This window comes from Streptomyces sp. NPDC107550 (genome assembly GCF_055639095.1).
Window position 1 is genome coordinate 254,482 of the sequence record NZ_JBVKBC010000009.1, and the last position, 18,180, is coordinate 272,661.

18 protein-coding genes and 1 rRNA gene are annotated in these 18,180 nt (G+C 71.6%); 4 read left to right on the forward strand and 15 right to left on the reverse strand.

Translation table 11 applies throughout. The features are described from left to right. Window positions 1-81 precede the first annotated feature (81 nt). A complete protein-coding gene (gene afsS, locus ACZ7LY_RS15950) occupies window positions 82-261 on the forward strand; it encodes a regulatory protein AfsS (RefSeq protein ID WP_471625169.1) in 180 nt (59 codons plus the stop codon). A gap of 201 nt (window positions 262-462) precedes the next feature. Here afsS and hemB read toward each other — a convergent pair whose 3' ends face one another. The 6 genes from hemB to ACZ7LY_RS15980 all read right to left on the reverse strand — a co-directional run bounded on the left by hemB (window position 463) and on the right by ACZ7LY_RS15980 (window position 7,315). Further along, window positions 463-1,455, reverse strand: coding sequence for a porphobilinogen synthase (gene hemB, locus ACZ7LY_RS15955; protein WP_471625170.1), 993 nt, complete (start codon window positions 1,453-1,455; stop codon window positions 463-465). A gap of 157 nt (window positions 1,456-1,612) precedes the next feature. Beyond that, window positions 1,613-3,292 (reverse strand): bifunctional uroporphyrinogen-III C-methyltransferase/uroporphyrinogen-III synthase, encoded by a 1,680-nt coding sequence (locus ACZ7LY_RS15960; RefSeq protein WP_471625171.1) that lies wholly within the window; start codon window positions 3,290-3,292, stop codon window positions 1,613-1,615. Next, window positions 3,289-4,251, reverse strand: a complete 963-nt coding sequence (gene hemC / locus ACZ7LY_RS15965) for a hydroxymethylbilane synthase (protein ID WP_471625172.1) — start codon at window positions 4,249-4,251, stop codon at window positions 3,289-3,291. The genes ACZ7LY_RS15960 and hemC overlap by 4 nt, the downstream gene beginning before the upstream one ends. After that, on the reverse strand, window positions 4,248-5,900 hold the full coding sequence (locus ACZ7LY_RS15970) for a glutamyl-tRNA reductase (protein ID WP_471625173.1): 1,653 nt from the start codon (window positions 5,898-5,900) through the stop codon (window positions 4,248-4,250). Before ACZ7LY_RS15970 ends, hemC begins: the two co-directional genes overlap by 4 nt. Then, the gene (locus ACZ7LY_RS15975; RefSeq protein WP_471625174.1) at window positions 5,897-6,703 is read right to left on the reverse strand and encodes a redox-sensing transcriptional repressor Rex; all 807 of its coding nucleotides are present in this window, start codon (window positions 6,701-6,703) and stop codon (window positions 5,897-5,899) included. Before ACZ7LY_RS15975 ends, ACZ7LY_RS15970 begins: the two co-directional genes overlap by 4 nt. A 333-nt stretch (window positions 6,704-7,036) precedes the next feature. After that, window positions 7,037-7,315, reverse strand: a complete 279-nt coding sequence (locus tag ACZ7LY_RS15980) for a glutaredoxin family protein (RefSeq protein ID WP_471625175.1) — start codon at window positions 7,313-7,315, stop codon at window positions 7,037-7,039. Window positions 7,316-7,419: 104 nt separating this feature from the next. Here ACZ7LY_RS15980 and ACZ7LY_RS15985 point away from each other — a divergent pair, with 104 nt between their 5' ends. The 3 genes from ACZ7LY_RS15985 (at window position 7,420) to ACZ7LY_RS15995 (ending at window position 10,950) form a co-directional block, all read left to right on the forward strand. Next, complete coding sequence (locus tag ACZ7LY_RS15985) at window positions 7,420-8,355, forward strand: HAD family hydrolase (RefSeq protein ID WP_471625176.1); 936 nt, start codon at window positions 7,420-7,422, stop codon at window positions 8,353-8,355. Window positions 8,356-8,656: 301 nt separating this feature from the next. Next, window positions 8,657-9,457 carry an ECF subfamily RNA polymerase sigma factor, BldN family gene (locus ACZ7LY_RS15990; protein ID WP_471625177.1) on the forward strand — a complete coding sequence of 267 codons (801 nt, stop codon included), beginning with the start codon at window positions 8,657-8,659 and terminating at the stop codon, window positions 9,455-9,457. Window positions 9,458-9,732: 275 nt separating this feature from the next. After that, complete coding sequence (locus ACZ7LY_RS15995) at window positions 9,733-10,950, forward strand: DUF5667 domain-containing protein (RefSeq protein WP_471625178.1); 1,218 nt, start codon at window positions 9,733-9,735, stop codon at window positions 10,948-10,950. A gap of 145 nt (window positions 10,951-11,095) precedes the next feature. Here ACZ7LY_RS15995 and ACZ7LY_RS16000 read toward each other — a convergent pair whose 3' ends face one another. The 9 genes from ACZ7LY_RS16000 to rrf form a co-directional block, all read right to left on the reverse strand. Further along, the gene (locus tag ACZ7LY_RS16000; RefSeq protein WP_471625179.1) at window positions 11,096-12,145 is read right to left on the reverse strand and encodes a lysophospholipid acyltransferase family protein; all 1,050 of its coding nucleotides are present in this window, start codon (window positions 12,143-12,145) and stop codon (window positions 11,096-11,098) included. Between the two features lie 14 nt (window positions 12,146-12,159). Then, window positions 12,160-13,236 carry an NAD-dependent epimerase/dehydratase family protein gene (locus ACZ7LY_RS16005; RefSeq protein ID WP_471625192.1) on the reverse strand — a complete coding sequence of 359 codons (1,077 nt, stop codon included), beginning with the start codon at window positions 13,234-13,236 and terminating at the stop codon, window positions 12,160-12,162. A gap of 203 nt (window positions 13,237-13,439) precedes the next feature. Further along, window positions 13,440-13,538: a 30S ribosomal protein bS22 gene (locus tag ACZ7LY_RS16010; RefSeq protein ID WP_003948845.1), complete on the reverse strand. Its 99-nt coding sequence runs from the start codon at window positions 13,536-13,538 to the stop codon at window positions 13,440-13,442. A gap of 173 nt (window positions 13,539-13,711) precedes the next feature. Continuing rightward, complete coding sequence (locus tag ACZ7LY_RS16015; RefSeq protein ID WP_471625180.1) at window positions 13,712-13,924, reverse strand: helix-turn-helix domain-containing protein; 213 nt, start codon at window positions 13,922-13,924, stop codon at window positions 13,712-13,714. 129 nt (window positions 13,925-14,053) lie between these two features. Next, window positions 14,054-14,869 carry a phosphatase gene (locus ACZ7LY_RS16020; RefSeq protein WP_471625181.1) on the reverse strand — a complete coding sequence of 272 codons (816 nt, stop codon included), beginning with the start codon at window positions 14,867-14,869 and terminating at the stop codon, window positions 14,054-14,056. Between the two features lie 76 nt (window positions 14,870-14,945). Next, window positions 14,946-16,121, reverse strand: coding sequence for an acetoin utilization protein AcuC (locus ACZ7LY_RS16025; protein ID WP_471625182.1), 1,176 nt, complete (start codon window positions 16,119-16,121; stop codon window positions 14,946-14,948). Beyond that, on the reverse strand, window positions 16,072-17,295 hold the full coding sequence (locus ACZ7LY_RS16030) for an MFS transporter (RefSeq protein WP_471625183.1): 1,224 nt from the start codon (window positions 17,293-17,295) through the stop codon (window positions 16,072-16,074). Before ACZ7LY_RS16030 ends, ACZ7LY_RS16025 begins: the two co-directional genes overlap by 50 nt. 90 nt (window positions 17,296-17,385) lie before the next feature. Next, complete coding sequence (locus tag ACZ7LY_RS16035) at window positions 17,386-18,030, reverse strand: HAD family hydrolase (protein WP_471625184.1); 645 nt, start codon at window positions 18,028-18,030, stop codon at window positions 17,386-17,388. Window positions 18,031-18,110: 80 nt separating this feature from the next. After that, window positions 18,111-18,180, reverse strand: a 5S ribosomal RNA gene (rrf, locus tag ACZ7LY_RS16040); the annotation flags it as partial.

Sequence of the window (18,180 nt, forward strand, 5' to 3'; positions counted from 1 at the left end):
GACGCCCGTTCGGCGGCCCTCGGGGGAGCCGCCGAACGGGCGCTGACTTCCATCAGCGCTTCTACGTATCGGGGTTCAGGCATGAGCGACAAGAAGAAGGCCGAAGAGATCACCACGTTCGACCAGCACGCGCCCGCGCCGCCGGCCGACGAGAAGATCACGACGCTGGACCAGCACGCGCCGGCGCCGCCCGCGGACGACTCGATCACGACGCTCGACCAGCACGCTCCGGCTCCGCCGGCCATCGGTGTGAACGACTGAGCCTTCTTTCCCGACGGGGATCGGCCGCGGTGGCGCGGAGGGGGAGCCACCGCGGCCGACTAATCCCCCTCCTCAATCGCCGGAGGGGCTAGGGAATATCCGCTGAGCCGGAGAAGCTGGGAGCAGGCGCTCAGGCCAACTCCCTAAGGGGCGCGGGGAACTGCGCGATCAGCCACGACGGCGCCGCACGTGCTAAAGAACTCAGCCCAGTTTGCGGGCGACTTCGGTGGCCCAGTACGTCAGAATCGCATGCGCCCCCGCCCGCTTGATCCCGGTCAGAGATTCAAAAATCGCCGCATCCCGATCGATCCACCCGCGCGCGGCAGCCGCCTCGATCATCGAGTACTCCCCGCTGATCTGATACGCCGCAACCGGCACCGCACTCGCCTCGGCGACCTTCGCCAGCACATCCAGATAGGGCCCGGCCGGCTTGACCATCACCATGTCGGCCCCCTCCTCCAGATCCAGCGCAAGCTCGCGCAGCGACTCCCGTACGTTCGCCGGATCCTGCTGGTACGTCTTGCGATCCCCCCGCAGGGAGGAACCGACGGCCTCACGGAAGGGCCCGTAGAACGCCGAGGAGTACTTCACGGTGTAGGCGAGCACGCCCACGTCCTCGCGCCCGATCTGGTCCAACGCGTCGCGGATGACGCCGATCTGACCGTCCATCATGCCGCTCGGCCCCACGACATGGGCGCCCGCGTCGGCCTGGACCTGCGCCATCTCCGCGTACCGTTCGAGCGTCGCGTCGTTGTCGACGACACCGTTCTCGTCGAGGACGCCGCAGTGCCCGTGGTCGGTGAACTCGTCCAGGCACAGGTCGGACATGACGAGGAGGTCGTCGCCCACCTCGGCCCGTACGTCGCGCAGCGCCACCTGGAGGACGCCGTCGGCGTCGGTGCCGACCGTCCCGGCGTTGTCCTTCTTCTCGTCCAGCGGCACACCGAACAGCATGATCGCGGAGACGCCCGCTTCGACAGCCTCGGCGGCGGCCTTCTTCAGGGAGTCCCGGGTGTGCTGGTAGACGCCCGGCATGGAGCCGATCTCGACGGGGCTGTCGATGCCCTCGCGCACGAACGCGGGCAGGATCAGGTCCGACGGGTGCAGCCGCGTCTCGGCGACCATGCGCCGCATGACGGGCGTGGTGCGCAGCCGCCGAGGCCGCGTACCGGGGAAAGAGCCGTACTTACTCACCGAAAACTCCTCACGAACACGTCCACCTCACGACCCCCAGGCCCCCGAGCCCCCCGGCACCGCGCCCCAGCACGAAGAGGGGCAGGCACCAGAAGGGACCCGGGGACCCGAGGCCCCCGTACAACACGCCACCCGGCCCCCGGCCCAGCGCCCAGCGCTACGGCGCCGCCCGCCTCCGCCGCGCCCCCGGCCTGCGCTCGCTCGGCCGCGTCACCGGGTCACCGGCCGCCAGCGCGGCGTCCCGGCGCTTCGCGCCGAAGTCGGCGAGCGCGGCGGCCAGCTTCTGCACGGACGGCTCCGGAGCCATCACGTCCACCCGCAGCCCGTGCTCCTCGGCGGTCTTCGCCGTGGCCGGGCCGATGCAGGCGATGACCGTCACGTTGTGCGGCTTGCCGGCGATGCCGACGAGGTTGCGCACGGTCGAGGACGACGTGAAGAGCACCGCGTCGAATCCGCCGCCCTTGATCGCCTCCCGCGTCTCCGCGGGCGGCGGCGAGGCCCGTACGGTCCGGTACGCCGTGACGTCGTCGACCTCCCAGCCCAGCTCGATCAGCCCGGCGACCAGCGTCTCCGTGGCGATGTCGGCGCGCGGCAGGAAGACCCGGTCGATCGGGTCGAACACCGGGTCGTAGGGCGGCCAGTCCTCCAGGAGACCGGCGGCGCTCTGCTCACCGCTCGGCACGAGGTCGGGCTTGACGCCGAACGCGATCAGCGCGTTCGCCGTCTGCTCGCCGACCGCCGCGACCTTGATCCCGGCGAACGCCCGCGCGTCGAGCCCGTACTCCTCGAACTTCTCGCGCACCGCCTTCACCGCGTTGACCGACGTGAAGGCGATCCACTCGTAGCGCCCGGTGACCAGGCCCTTGACCGCGCGCTCCATCTGCTGCGGGGTGCGCGGCGGCTCGACGGCGATCGTCGGCACCTCGTGCGGCACCGCGCCGTACGAGGTGAGCTGCTCGGAGAGCGCCGCCGACTGCTCCTTGGTGCGCGGCACGAGGACCCGCCAGCCGAACAGCGGCTTCGACTCGAACCACGACAACTGCTCGCGCCGCGCGGCCGTGCTCCGCTCGCCGACGACGGCTATCACCGGCCGGTTGCCCTCGGGCGAGGGCAGCACCTTGGCCTGCTTGAGCGTCTGCGCGATCGTGCCGAGCGTCGCCGTCCACGTCTTCTGGCGCGTCGTCGTGCCCGCGATCGTCACCGACAGCGGGGTGTCGGGCTTGCGGCCCGCCGAGACCAGCTCGCCGGCCGCCGAGGCGACCGCGTCCAGCGTCGTGGAGACGACGACGGTCCCGTCGGAGGCGCCGACCTCGCTCCAGCAGCGGTCGGAGGCGGTACGGGCGTCGACGAACCGTACGTCGGTGCCGTCCTCGTCCCGCAGCGGGACACCCGCGTAGGCGGGCACGCCGACGGCCGCCGCGATACCGGGCACGACCTCGAAGTCGATCCCGGCGGAGGCGCAGGCGAGCATCTCCTCGGCCGCGTACGTGTCGAGCCCGGGGTCCCCGGACACCGCACGCACGACCCGCTTGCCGCCCCGCGCGGCCTCCATGACAAGATTGGCCCAGTCCCGCAGAGCCGGTACGGCGACGGCAGTTGACGCCTCGTCAGAGGTGCCCGGCTGCCCCTGCGCGCCCGTGGAGTCGAGCACGGTGACGCCTGCCCCGGCATGCGCGCGGACGACGTCGAGCACTTCGGGCTCGGCGATCAGCACATCCGCTCGGGTCAGGGCCTCCACGGCCCGCAGGGTCAGCAGTCCCGGGTCACCGGGTCCGGCACCCAGGAAGGTGACGTGCCCAGGTGCACAGGCGGTCGATTCAGCGGTGGTGGGGCTCAATGTGCTCGCTCCCCCATCAGACCGGCCGCGCCCTTGGCCAGCATCTCGGCGGCGAGTTCCCGCCCGAGCGCCAGCGCCTCGTCCTCGGACGAGGGCACGGAACCGGTGGTGGACAGCTGCACCAGCTCGGAGCCGTCGGTGTTCCCGACGACGCCGCGCAGGCGCATTTCCTTGACAATCTGCCCGTCGGCCAGCAAGTCGGCCAGCGCGCCCACGGGCGCGCTGCAGCCGGCCTCGAGGGCGGCGAGCAGGGCTCGCTCGGCGGTCACGGCGACCCGCGAGAACGGGTCGTCCAACTCACCGAGCGCGGCGACGAGTTCACCGTTCGTGGCGGCGCACTCGACCGCCAGGGCCCCCTGGCCGGGGGCGGGCAGGACGAGGTCGGTGGAGAGGAAGTCGGTCACTTCCGCGCTCCGGCCGATGCGGTTGAGCCCGGCCGCCGCGAGGACCACGGCGTCCAGCTCCCCCTTCTCGACGTATCCGATACGGGTGTCGATGTTCCCCCGGATCGGCACGGTCTCCACGCGCATGCCGTGGCTCCTGGCGTACGCGTTGAGCTGGGCCATGCGGCGCGGCGAGCCGGTGCCCACGCGGGCGCCGTCCGGCAGCTCGGCGAAGGTCAGCCCGTCGCGGGCGATCAGCACGTCCCGCGGGTCCTCGCGCACCGGCACGGCGGCCAGCGCCAGCTCGTCCGGCTGCGCGGTCGGCAGGTCCTTCAGGGAGTGCACCGCGAAATCGACCTCACCGCGCGCCAGCGCCTCGCGCAGAGCGGCGACGAACACACCGGTGCCGCCGATCTGTGCCAGGTGCTCCCGCGAGGTGTCGCCGTACGTGGTGATCTCCACCAGCTCGACGTCACGGCCGGTGATCCGGCGCACGGCTTCGGCGACATGCCCGGACTGGGCCATGGCCAGCTTGCTGCGCCGCGTCCCGAGCCTCAGCGCTTTCTCGGCAGTCATGCCGGGCCTCGATTCTTGCCTACCGCTTCATCACGGTCTTGGGGGGTGGCCTGCGAGACGGACGCGACCGTCTCCGGGTCCAGGTCGAACAGGGTGCGCAGCGCGTCCGCGTACCCGGCGCCGCCGGGCTCGGCGGCGAGCTGCTTGACCCGTACGGTCGGCGCGTGCAGGAGCTTGTCCACGACGCGCCGCACGGTCTGGGTGATCTCGGCGCGCTGCCGGTCGTCGAGGCCGGGCAGCCGGCCGTCGAGCCGGGCGATCTCACCGGCGACGACGTCCGCGGCCCGCGAGCGCAGCGCGACGACGGTCGGTGTGATCCGCGCGGCGCGCTGGGCGGCGCCGAACGCGGTGACCTCGTCGGCGACGATCTCCCGCACCTGGTCCACGTCGGCGGCCATCGGCGCGTCGGCGGAGGCGTCGGCGAGGGACTCGATGTCGACGAGGCGCACCCCGTCGAGGCGGTGGGCGGCGGCGTCGATGTCGCGCGGCATGGCGAGGTCGAGCAGGGCGAGCGCGACCGGCCGGGCCGGCTCGGGGACGCGCTCGCGGCGCATCTCGGGGACCCGGCCCGCGGCGGCGAGCGCGGCGATGGCCGCGGCCTCGGACGGCTGCGGGGCCGGGGCGCGGGTGCCCGGCGCGTTGTCCACCCAGGCGCCGTGCTGCTCCAGGGCCGCCGCGTCGAACCCGGCGACGGCGGCCTCGCCCTCGACGGAGAACCCGCCGCGCACGCTCTCCACCACGGGCGCCTCCACGCCGGACCTGGCGGCGGCGACGGCCGGCGCGGGCACCTCGGCGCCCGCGGTCGGGGTGCGGCCCGCGACGGCGGCGCGCACGGCGTCCCCGGTCAGGACGAGCCCGGTCGCGCCGGTGCAGGAGACGGCGACGTCGGCACGTGTCAGTTCGCCGGGTACGGCGTCCATGGCGACGGCGCGGGCGGTGACGCCGTGCCCGTAGTTCTCCTGGAGCAGGGCGACGAGCCGGTCGGCGCGCTCGGGGGTGCGGTTGGCGACGACGATCTCGCCGACGCCCGCCCGCGCGAGGGTGGCCGCGGCGAGCGAGGACATCGAGCCGGCGCCGATGACGAGGGCGCGCTTGCCCGCGGCCCACGCCCCGACGGGCTGCCCGGCGGCGAGCTGTTCGAGGCCGAAGGTGACGAGCGACTGTCCGGCGCGGTCGATGCCGGTCTCGGAGTGGGCGCGCTTGCCGACCCTGAGGGCCTGCTGGAACAGGTCGTTGAGGAGCTTGCCCGCCGAGTGCAGTTCCTGCGCCCGCGCGAGGGTGTCCTTGATCTGGCCGAGGATCTGGCCCTCGCCGACGACCATGGAGTCGAGCCCGCACGCCACGGAGAACAGGTGGTTGACCGCCCGGTCCTCGTAGTGCACGTAGAGATAAGGGGTCAGCTCGTCGAGGCCGACGCCGCTGTGCTGGGCGAGCAGCGTGGAGACCTCGGCGACACCGGCGTGGAACTTGTCGACGTCGGCGTACAGCTCGATGCGGTTGCAGGTGGACAGGACGGCGGCCTCGGCGGCCGGTTCGGCGGCGAGGACGTCCTGGACGAGCTTGGCCTGGGTGTCCGCGTTCAGCGCGGCGCGCTCCAGGACGCTGACGGGGGCACTGCGGTGGCTCAGTCCTACGACGAGGAGGCTCATGCCGGCATCACGGCGGGCACGTCCCCGTCGGGTCCCTTGCGGTCGTCGGCGCTCTCGGCCGGGGCGGTCACCGGCTTGGTGACCTTGGCGGCCGGGCCCTCGACGCCCACACCGGCGCCCTCGGGGCCGTCGGCGACGCCCTCGCCGGCCTTGCGCTGCTCGTGGAACGCGAGGATCTGCAGCTCGATGGAGAGATCGACCTTGCGCACGTCGACGCCGTCCGGCACGGACAGGACGGTCGGCGCGAAGTTCAGGATGGAGGTGACACCGGCGGCCACGAGGCGGTCGCAGACCTGCTGCGCGGCACCGGCGGGGGTGGCGATGACGCCGATGGAGACGCCGTTCTCGTCGACGATCTTCTCCAGGTCGTCGGTGTGCTGCACGGCCATGCCCGCGACGGACTTGCCGGTCATCGCCGGGTCGGCGTCGATCAGGGCCGCGACCCGGAAGCCGCGCGAGGCGAACCCGCCGTAATTGGCCAGCGCCGCACCGAGGTTACCGATACCGACCATGACGATCGGCCAGTCCTGGGTGAGGCCCAGCTCGCGGGAGATCTGGTAGACGAGGTACTCGACGTCGTAGCCCACACCGCGGGTGCCGTACGAGCCGAGGTAGGAGAAGTCCTTGCGCAGCTTCGCGGAGTTGACCCCCGCGGCGGCCGCCAGCTCCTCGGAGGAGACCGTGGGCACCGAGCGCTCCGACAGTGCGGTGAGAGCGCGGAGGTACAGCGGAAGCCGGGCGACGGTGGCCTCGGGAATGCCTCGGCTGCGGGTCGCCGGTCGGTGAGTTCGGCCAGTTGCCACGGTGCTCCTGCGGGTAGAGCGGGGCTGCGGGCGGCTCAGCGTTCCATGACCGCCCCGTCGAATGCAGGCTATGTCTTTGTGAACGCGTGCACAAAGATGGTGTCCGATTTGCCCGGCCAACGTGACCGGGGTCACGCGCCCCCCGCGCACGTTCCTGGAACCGGCGCGCAGGCAGCTTCGTTGCTCACCTGTGGGGGGCAAAACCGCACACCTTCCTTACGATCTACGCCCCCGAGACCAAAACCGCCCTCGATCCTAAGCGAAAAACCGGACCAGTTGGACTGCCCGGTCAGTGACGTGCGTGACCGCGCGGGGGCCCTCGTGCGCGCTGTGCTACTGCGTGAGCGCCCGCCGCAGCCGCTCCTCCTTCACGCGCCAGAAGTCGTGCTGCTCACCGTCGACGAGGATCACCGGGATCTGCTCCCAGTACTTGCGGTACAGCTCCTCGTCCTCGGTGATGTCCTTCTTCTCCCAGGAGGCGCCGACCTCCGCGCAGACCTTCACGATCACGGCCTCGGCGTCGTCGCACAGATGACAGCCGGGCTTGCCGACCAGGGTGACGACGCGCTCCTCGGGACTCTTCTTCTCGCCGCGGCGAAACAGGGGGCTCATACCGCCCATTCTGGCCCCCGCCGCGGGCCGGGATTCCACCCGCGGACAGCTTCCCGAAATCCGCCCGACTCCGCCGCGGCCCGAGTCGTGGCTATGCTCGCCGCATGGCCGCTCTTGGATGGCTCACCCCTCGTAGGCGCTCCGCCACGGCGCGCAGCGTGCTGGCCGGCGAGGCCTCGGCGGAGGCCGCCCGGAAGACCTCGCAGGAGCTGGAGGAGCAGCAGGCGCTCGATCAGCCGCCCGCGGAACCGGAGTTCCCGGTCGTCGGCGACGACAAGGCCGCCGCCTTCTTCGACCTGGACAACACGGTGATGCAGGGCGCCGCGATCTTCCACTTCGGGCGGGGCCTGTACAAGCGGAAGTTCTTCCAGCGCCGCGAGCTGACCCGGTTCGCCTGGCAGCAGGCGTGGTTCAGGATCGCGGGCGTCGAGGACCCCGAGCACATGCAGGACGCGCAGAACAGCGCGCTGTCCATCGTCAAGGGCCATCGCGTCGCCGAACTCATGTCGATCGGCGAGGAGATCTACGACGAGTACATGGCCGAGCGCATCTGGCCCGGCACGCGCGCGCTGGCGCAGGCGCATCTGGACGCCGGGCAGAAGGTGTGGCTGGTGACGGCGGCGCCGGTGGAGATCGCCACGGTGATCGCCCGCCGCCTCGGCCTGACCGGCGCCCTCGGCACGGTCGCGGAGTCCATCGGCGGCGTCTACACGGGCCGCCTGGTCGGCGAGCCGCTGCACGGGCCCGCGAAGGCGGAGGCGGTACGGGCGCTCGCGTCGGCGGAGGGCCTGGACCTGGACCGCTGCGCGGCCTACAGCGACTCGCACAACGACATCCCGATGCTCTCGCTCGTCGGGCATCCGTACGCGATCAATCCGGACGCGAAACTGCGCAAGTACGCGCGCGAGCGTGACTGGCGGCTGCGCGACTACCGCACGGGCCGCAAGGCCGCGAAGGTCGGCATCCCCGCGGCGGCCGGCGTCGGCGCGGTCGCGGGCGGCACGGCCGCGGCCATCGCCCTGCACCGCCGCCGCCGCTGAACCTTCCGGACGTCTTACCCGGGCCCTGCGACGGTCACTCACGCGGATACCACTCGACCACAACGCGACACAGCCATGACCGGAAGATGACCTAATCCGATCAACAAGTGGTCACTCTCTGGTGCTCGAACCATCGCTGAACGACTACAGAAGTGACGGAATCGACGATTTGAGCAACTGGGTGTAGCGCTCCCTGCACGAAGCGTTATTCTCCTCAGACGCATTCCGGTACCCACGCGTCAGTACGACGGGTGAACAAACCGGCACTGCACGTGATGGAAGCTCTGCCTCTGGGAGTCCCGTGTACCCACACGTCGGGGTTGACGCCTCGGGCCTGGCTACGCTGCGCGCAACGGTCGCGGACCGCTTGCGCGGCTTCGTCCCCACCGCGTACGCCGTCCCCGCCCTCGCCGTCGCAGCGACAGCCGTGACCGGCCCTGCCGGCCCGTGCTTCGCCATGGCCGACTCCAGCGCGGCCACCGTCGGCAGACGGGCGCGCTCGGGTGCCGCCGGCGCGTCCGGCACGACGGCCCGCCGGCCCGCGGCGGACAGCGACAGCGCCCGCATGATGGAACTGGTCGAGCGAGCCCAGGCCGGTGAGGCCGACGCCTTCGGCCGGCTCTACGACCAGTACAGCGACACCGTCTACCGCTATATCTACTACCGCGTCGGCGGGAAGGCGACAGCCGAGGACCTGACCAGCGAGACCTTCCTGCGCGCCCTGCGCCGGATCGGCACGTTCACCTGGCAGGGCCGCGACTTCGGCGCCTGGCTGGTCACGATCGCCCGCAATCTGGTCGCCGACCACTTCAAGTCGAGCCGCTTCCGCCTGGAAGTCACCACCGGCGAGATGCTCGACGCCAACGAGGTGGAGCGTTCCCCCGAGGACTCGGTCCTGGAGTCCCTGTCGAACGCGGCACTGCTGGACGCCGTACGACGGCTGAACCCGCAGCAGCAGGAGTGCGTCACGCTCCGCTTCCTGCAAGGGCTCTCGGTCGCCGAGACCGCCCGCGTCATGGGCAAGAACGAGGGAGCGATCAAGACCCTCCAGTACCGGGCGGTACGGACGCTGGCCCGGCTGCTGCCGGACGACGCCCGCTGAACCCCGTCCCCGCCGGGCCCCACACCGGACCGTCACCCACCGCGATTCTCAACTCACCTTCTGTGAAAGGGAGATGTGTTCGCGGTCGGATCATCTTTCGTCCGTAACCCAAGTGCCGCGCCGCTCGTTGTGCGGGATGCAGGCTCCCTGTGGTCGCTCCCTGACCGGCTTCGCTCACTCGATCGTGTGCATGCGGTCCGGGCGTGCAACCCTCAGGACCCCCTGGGGAGTCGACACACGCGAGTCGACCGTCATGATGAGAGGAGGTGCCGCCAGTGATCGCAAATGTTTCGGCACACCGGCGGGCGAACGCCTTCGCCCAGGCCCTGGAGGACCAGTCCGACCGGGACGCGGCGGCGCGGCAGCCGGACGAACCGGCGGCTCAGCAGAGCGACCAGGCCGAGCAGGGCAGATTGCTGTCCGTGGCCTCGGGCCTCGGCGAGCTGCCGAGACCGGAGCTGGACCCCGAGGTCAAGGTGGTGCAGCGGGCGCAGCTCGTGGCCGCGATGGAGGCCATGTTCAAGGAGGGCACGGCACCGTCCGTGCCCGAGCAGCGCGGCAAGGGCGCCCACCGGGCCACCCCGCTGCGCAAGCTCCGCCCCCGCTCCCGCCTGACCAAGGGCATCGCGGCGGGCGGCCTCACGGTCGGTGTCGCCGCGGGCGCGTTCGGCGGAGTGGCCGCGGCCAGCTCCAGCGCCCTGCCCGGTGACTCGCTCTACGGGCTGAAGCGCGGCATGGAAGACCTGAAGCTCGGCATGGCCGACACGGACACCGACAAGGGCCGGATCTATCTGGACCAGGCGTCCACCCGGCTCAACGAGGCCCGCAGGCTCATGGACCGGGGCCGCAGCGGCCCCCTCGACCACGAGTCGGTCGGCGAGGTCCGCAGGGCCCTGTCCGGCATGCGCTACGACGCGTCCGAGGGCCACCGCCTGCTCAGCGAGGCGTACAAGCGGGACGGCTCGCTCGGCCCGATCCAGGCGCTCTCCGCGTTCTCCGAGTCGCACCGCAAGAGCTGGACCGCGCTCAGCGACAGCCTCCCGGTCCAGCTCGGCGACGTCCGGGACGAGGTCAGCTCGGTCTTCGCCGCCATAGACCAGGAAGTCGACCCGCTGCGCTCGCTGCTGCCGCAGACCCCGGACAAGAGCGGCGGCTCCGCCCCGGCCCGCGACACCAGCGGTACGACACCGGGCGCCACCGGCACCGACCACTCGGCGCCCTCCGGCTCCGCGGACACCGGGCACCACGGCAGCGCGTCGACGAAGCCGAAGCCGTCCAGCTCCGGCGCGAGCAAGCGCGACGACGGCCTCCTCGGCGAGACCACCGGCGGCCTGCTCGACCCGCCGAAGCAGTCCCCGGCCACGCCCACCCCGTCCGAGGGCAGGACCGGCTCGGGGAACAACGGCCCCGCCAAGCCCGACGTCACCCTCCCGCCGCTGCTCCCGGGCGTCCTGCCCGGCCTCGGCATCAGCGGCGAGGACGCCAAGGAGTAGCGCGGCAAGGCACGTCCGTACGTACGCGCGAGAAGGGCCCGGGGCGGCGGCGCGCCCCGGGCCCTTCCGCATGCCTGCTGCCTGCTCAGACGCCCGTACGCCCCTCAGGGCCCCGTACGCCGTCGTGCGGGCCCCGCGCGCAGACTCAGAAGAACACCGAGCGGCGCTGGACGAGCAGCTTGTACAGCGTGTGCTGGATCTGCTCGCGCACCTGGTCCGTCAGGTTGAACATCAGCATCGGATCCTCGGCGGCCTCCGGCGGATACCCGTCCGTCGGGATCGGCTCACCGAACTGGATGGTCCACTTCGTCGGCAGCGGCACCGCCCCCAGCGGCCCCAGCCACGGGAACGTCGGCGTCAGCGGGAAGTACGGAAAGCCCAGCACGCGGGCCAGCGTCTTCGCGTTGCCCACCATCGGGTAGATCTCCTCCGCGCCGACGATCGAGCACGGCACGATCGGCGTCCCGGCCCGCAGCGCCGTCGACACGAAGCCGCCCCGGCCGAACCGCTGGAGCTTGTACCGCTCGCTGAACGGCTTCCCGATGCCCTTGAACCCCTCCGGCATCACCCCGACCAGCTCGCCGCCCTCCAGCAGGCGCTGCGCGTCCTCGGCGCAGGCCAGGGTGTGCCCGGCCTTGCGCGCCAGCTCGTTGACCACGGGCAGCATGAACACCAGGTCCGCCGCGAGCAGCCTGAGGTGACGGCCCGCCGGATGGTGGTCGTGGACGGCGACCTGCATCATCAGGCCGTCCAGCGGCAGCGTCCCGGAGTGGTTGGAGACGATCAGCGCCCCGCCCTTCGCGGGGATGTTCTCCACGCCCTTCACCTCGACGCGGAAGTACTTCTCCGCGAGGGGGCGCAGCATCGACATGAGGACCTGGTCGGTGAGTTCCTCGTCGTAGCCGAACTCGTCGACCTCGTAGTCCCCGGTGAGCCGCCGCCGCAGGAACGCGAGGCCGCCCGCGAGCTTCCGGTCCCAGCCGCCGCCCGGGCGCTCCTCGGGCGCCTCCGCGGCCTCCTGGCCCGGTCCGGCCTCCTGGCCCGGCTCGGCCCCGGCGGTCGCCGTGAGCGGCTGCACCTCGCGTACGGGACCGCTCTCGCCGCCGCGCCGGGCGCTTCTGCGGCGGGACGCGCCCTTGCCGGCCGACCCCCGCGACCTGTCGTCGTCGAACGGAATGACCTTGGCGTCCGCCATCGTTCACGCGCTCCTCAGTTGGCGCTCTGCGTCGGGGAGTGGCTGGGGCTGTGCTCGGCGGCGGCCGCCGGGGCGAGCGCCGCGATCCGGTCCACGGCCGCCGCGACCGTCCGCGGCGGCAGCAGCCCGTGGCCCCGGCCGCGTACGAAGTCCGCGAAGGTCTCCGCGGTCGTGTACGCGGGCCGGAAGCCGAGGGTGTCGCGCATCTGGGCCGTGGAGACGACCCGGCCGTGCGTGAGCAGCCTGATCTGCTCGGGGGAGAAGTCCGTCACCCCCAGCGTACGCAGCGCCCCGCCGAGCCAGGTGACCGCGGGCAGCGCCACCGGCACCGTCGGCCGCCCGAGCCGCCGCGAGCACTGGGACAGGAGCAGCACCCCGTCACCGGCGATGTTGAAGGTGCCGCTGTTGAGGGTGGCGCGCCGGGGTTCGCGGGAGGCGATGCGCAGCACGTCGATCACGTCGTCCTCGTGCACGAACTGCAGGCGCGGGTCGTAGCCGAACACCGTGGGCAGCACCGGCAGCCCGAAGTACTGGGCGAGCGGGGTGCCGGTGGTCGGGCCGAGGATGTTGGCGAACCGCAGTACGCACACCGCGACATCGGGCCGGCGCCGGGCGAACCCGCGTACGTACCCCTCGACCTCGACGGTGTCCTTGGCGAAGCCGCCGCTGGGCAGCGACTTCGGCGGGGTCGTCTCGGTGAAGACGGCCGGGTCGCGGGGCGCCGAGCCGTACACGTTCGTACTGGACTTCACCACGAGCCGCTTCACGTGCGGCGCCTTCTGGCAGGCGCCGAGGAGCTGCATCGTGCCGATGACGTTGGTCTCCTTGACGGAGCCGCGTCCGCCGCTGGCCAGCGGGGTCCCGGTGACGTCGAGGTGCACGACGGTGTCGACGGCGTACTCGGCGAGCACGCGGGCGATGGCCGGCTGCCGGATGTCGGCCTGGAGGAAGTCGGCGCCGCCCAGTTCGTGCTCGGGCGCCACCACGTCCACCGCGATCACCCGGTCCACGTCAGGGTCCCGCTGGATGCGGCGGACGAACCTGCCGCCGAGCTGCCGGGCCACCCCGGTCACGAGCACGACCTTGCCCAAGATCAGCGCCTGCCTTCCGTCCAAGACCGCCGCGCCGCGCACACCACGCCTGCCGTCACGTTAGCGGGTCGATGTTGCGCTGTGATGACCCCGCGACGTGAAAAGCGACGGCAGCCGCACCCGCGTCCACCCGCACAACGCACTGTGGCCCTCCCACCGGACGGTGGAAGGGCCACAGCACACGCGCTTGACGCAGCGGTCGCTTACTTCTTGTTGCGACGCTGCACGCGGGTGCGCTTCAGCAGCTTGCGGTGCTTCTTCTTCGCCATCCGCTTACGCCGCTTCTTGATAACAGAGCCCACGACTAACCCTCGCTCACTTCTCGGACAACCCCCGCAGCGCGGGGACAATCACTCGGTGCGGGGCTGCATTGGGGCCCACACGACCTACGAGGGGCTAGCCTACCCCGCCCGGGCGCCGGGCTGGAAATCGAGGGTTCCCGGGGGCCCCGCCGAGGCCCCCGGGGCGGGCCCGATCAGGCCGTTTCCACCCCCACATAGGACTCGCGGAGGTACTCGTGAACCGCTTGCTCCGGGACGCGGAAGCTGCGGCCGACCCGGATCGCGGGCAGATGACCGCTGTGCACCAGCCGGTACACGGTCATCTTGGACACTCGCATGACCGCGGCGACTTCCGCCACGGTCAGGAACTGCACCTCGTTCAGAGGCCTACCTTCTCCTGCAGCCATGTCACACCTGAACCTTCCGCACTCGACGGCCACCGGCTTCCCCTTCCGGTGACTCAACGTCGTTGCGTGCTCACTCCCCAATGTAGGGGCGGGTGATGCGAGTGGGGAAGAGGAGCAGCGATCAGCCGCCTACTGTGACAGACACGCTCGATTGAGTACATAGCGAGTAAGCGGTCGGTAGTAATCAGACCGCACAGCGTCATCAAGCGGAACGGCGACGGACACCTGCCCCTCGGCCTCACCGACGAACAGCGCGGGATCATCGGTATCGGCCAGCCCGATCGCATCGAACCCCAACTGACCTGCGCCGCAGACCCATCCATGGTCCCCGACGACCAGCTCCGGCAGCGGCCCGCCGGCGTCCGCGAGCGCCCCGAGGACCGTGCGAACCGGGAGCGGCGAGTGGGTGTGCGCGCCGGTCGCGCTCCCGGGCACACACACGCCGGGTTCACGCACCAACGCGACTCCCCGTACGTAGTCGAGGTTGTACGTACGTAGACCGAACCGGGTCGTTATGTCGACACTGCGACCCTGCGCCGGGGTGAGGACAACACAGCCCGCCGCCGACAGGGCGTCGGCCAACTCGGCGTAGAAACCCAGCAGTCGATGCGGATGCCCGGTGCCGAACAGCACCGGCTCGCGGCGCTCGGCGGCCGCGCCGATCCGGTCCGCGAAGGCGTCGAGCGCGACCAGCGTACGTTCCGGATCGATGACGTCAGGCCCGAACCGGTGCTCCGGGTCGGCGGAGACCCCGCACCGGTCCGCCATCAGCGCCAGCAACTCCCGCTGCCGCCACGGCCACTCGGGGTCGAGCCCCAGCAGCACACGCGGGTCCCGCGCCTCGAACAGCCGGTAACTGCGCAGACTCTCCTCGCGGGAGGTCGCCACAGGCCCGGCCAGCCGAGCCGCCAACAGGTGCGCTCGCAGGGCGCCGGTGCTCAACACCTTTGCGATGCTGGCCCATTGCCGCCGAAAGCGCCCGCAAAACCCCCGAACACCCCACAGTCGGAGTAACGCGCCGCTATGGCAGCAGGCCCCGCAGCGGGAACGCCGCCTTGCGGGTCGCCAGGATCGCCTGGTCGAGCCGGTCCGCCGGGTCGTACCCGGCCTCCCACTCCTGGTGGGCCACGGGCCGGCGGCCGTCCGTCATCCGCGCCGGCGCCAACTCCCGCGTACGGGCGTACGCTTCCTGCCGCCAGCTCTCCGGGATCACCGTCTCGGGCGCGATCTCCCGGCCCGCGGCGACGGCCACGAGGTGCGTCCAGGACCGGGGCACGACGTCCACGACGGCGTACCCGCCGCCGCCGAGGGCGACCCACTTGCCGTCGGCGTACGCGTGCGCCAGGTCGTGACAGGCCACCTGTACGGCCCGCTGCGCGTCCAGCGACACCGCGAGATGGGCGAGGGGGTCCTCGAAGTGCGTGTCGGCGCCGTGCTGGGTGACGAGGACCTGGGGCCGGAACTCGGCGAGCAGTTCCGGCACGACCGCGTGGAAGGCCCGCAGCCAGCCCGCGTCACCGGTCCCCGCGGGCAGCGCCACGTTCACCGCGGTGCCCTCGGCGAGGCCCTCCGCGCCGGTCTCCTCGGGCCATCCGGTCTGCGGGAACAGCGTGCGGGGGTGCTCGTGCAGCGACACGGTCAGCACCCGGGGGTCCTCCCAGAACGCGGCCTGCACGCCGTCGCCGTGGTGCACGTCCACGTCCACGTACGCGACCCGCTCGACGCCGAGTTCGAGCAGCCGCGCGATGGCGAGCGCCGCGTCGTTGTACACGCAGAACCCGGCGGCGGCGCCCGGCATCGCGTGGTGCAGCCCGCCGGAGAAGTTCACGGCGTGCAGGGCCTCGCCCCGCCACACCGCCTCGGCCGCGCCCACCGACTGCCCGGCGATCAGCGCGGACACCTCGTGCATCCCGGCGAACGCGGGATCGTCGAGCGTCCCGAGCCCGTACGCCTGGTCGGCCGCGCCGGGGTCGAGGGAGGCGGCCTTGACGGCGGCCACGTAGTCCTCGCGGTGCACGAGCCGCAGGGTCGACTCCCCCGCCGCCTTCGCCGCGACCACGTCCAGGTCCCGTTCCAGGCCGAAGGCGGCGACCAGCCGCCGGGTCAGGTCGAGCCGGACCGGGTCCATCGGGTGGCCAGGCCCGAAGTCATACCCCGTTACTGCCTCGTCCCACATCAGCCGTGCGCGCCCGCTCATGCGTGTCACCGTATCGGTCCTCTCCCCCGCCGAACGAAGGGGCGTACACGAGCGTCACCAGGACGAGCGCCATCGGTACGAGCATCGCGCCCCGGTAGCTCCACGCGTCACCCAAAGCGCCCACAAGCGGCGAACCGACTAGAAAGCCAACGTAGTTGAAGATATTGAGCCGCGCGATGGCCGCGTCCGACGCCTTCGGGAACAGCCGCCCGGCCGCCGCGAACGTCTGCGGCACGATCACGCAGAGCCCGAGCCCGAGCAGCGTGAATCCGAGCATGCCCACCCAGGGCCCCGGAGCGACCGCCACGACCCCGAACCCGGCGGCCGCGACCAGCGTCCCGAGCCGCACCACGGCGACCGCGCCGAGCCGCCGCACCCCGACGTCCCCGACGGCCCGCCCGATGAGCGTCATGACCATGTAGACGTTGTACGGGACGGTCGACAGCTGCTCGGAGCTGCCCAGCACGTCCTGGAGGTACTTGGCGCTCCAGTTGGAGACGGTCGAGTCGCCGATGTACGCGAACGACATCACGAGGCACAGCGGCAGCAGCATCTTGAAGACGAGCCCGCCGCCGCCCGCCGCCTGCCCGGCGCCCTCCGCGCCCGTCTCACCGGCGCCCGCGTCCACGTACCACCGGCTGCCGATCAGCGTGGCCGGCAGCAGCACGGCCACGACGGGCAGGTAGGACACGAACAGCGACAGACTCCAGTGCGCCCCCACCCAGGCGAGCGAGGCGCCGACGATCCCGCCGAGGCTGTACGCGGCATGGAAGCCGAGCATGATGCTGCGCCCGTACGCGCGTTGCAGGCTCACCCCGAGCATGTTCATGGACGCGTCCAGGGCGCCGACGGCGAGGCCGAAGACGCCGAGGCACACGGCGATCTCGACCATCGAGTCCCCGGCGCCCGCGCCGAGCAGCGCCAGCAGGACGACGGGCTGGGACCACCGCAGCACCATGCTCGGGCGTATCCGCTTCACGAGCTGCTCGGTGGTCACGCTGCCCACACCGGCGAGGATCGGCACGGCGGCGAGGAAGACGGGCAGCAGCCCGTCGGAGATGCCGTACCGGTCCTGGATGGCCGGAATACGCGTCACGAGGAGGGCGAAGGCGGCTCCTTGGGCGAAGAAGCTGAAGGCCAGCGAGGCCCGGCCGTGCCGCAGCGCATCTGTCATGGCGTGAGCGTAGGGCCCCCGGCTACCTGTGGGTAGATCCACCAAACATGAATTTTCCTCAACTTTGAGTGACGGGGTGCGTACGGGCTTTCAGCGCAGCAGCGCGGGCAGCTCGTCCATGGTGTGGAAGAGGGCGTCGGCGCCGGTCAGGCGGTCGGCGGGGGTCATGGCGGTGAACCCGTAGACGGTCATGCCGGCGGCGCGGGCGGCCTGGACGCCGAGCGGGCTGTCCTCGACGACGACGCACTTCTCCGGTGGCACACCCATGTGCCGGGCGGCGTACTGGAAGAGGTCGGGGGCGGGCTTGCCACGGCCGACGTCCTGCGAGCTGAAGATCCGCGCGTCGTCGAAGTAGGCGTCGAGCCCGGTGGTCCGGTGTCCGACGCGAATCCGCTCATGGCTCCCGGACGACGCCACGCAGTACGGCACATGAGCCGCCCGGAGCTGTTCGAGGACGTCGACGGCGCCGGGGACGGGCTTCAACTCCCGTTCGAAGGCGGCGAACACCCGCTGGTGGAACACGTCGTCGAAGTCGCCGGGCAGCCGCTCCCCGGTCCGCTCGTACACGAGGTCGTGGACGCGGTGCATGGCGGCGCCCATGTAGTCGCGCAGCGATTCCTCGTACGTGGTGGGGTGGCCGAGTTCGGTGAGATAGCAGGCGAGGAGGGTGTTGGACAGCGGTTCGCTGTCGACGAGGACACCGTCGTTGTCGAAGATGACGAGGTCAAAGCGCATGGAATGGACCCTACGGGAGGTCCCGTAAACGCGAAAAAGCCCTGGACGGGTTACTCGTCCAGGGCTTTCTCTCAACAATAGTTCGGCGGCGTCCTACTCTCCCACAGGGTCCCCCCTGCAGTACCATCGGCGCTGTGAGGCTTAGCTTCC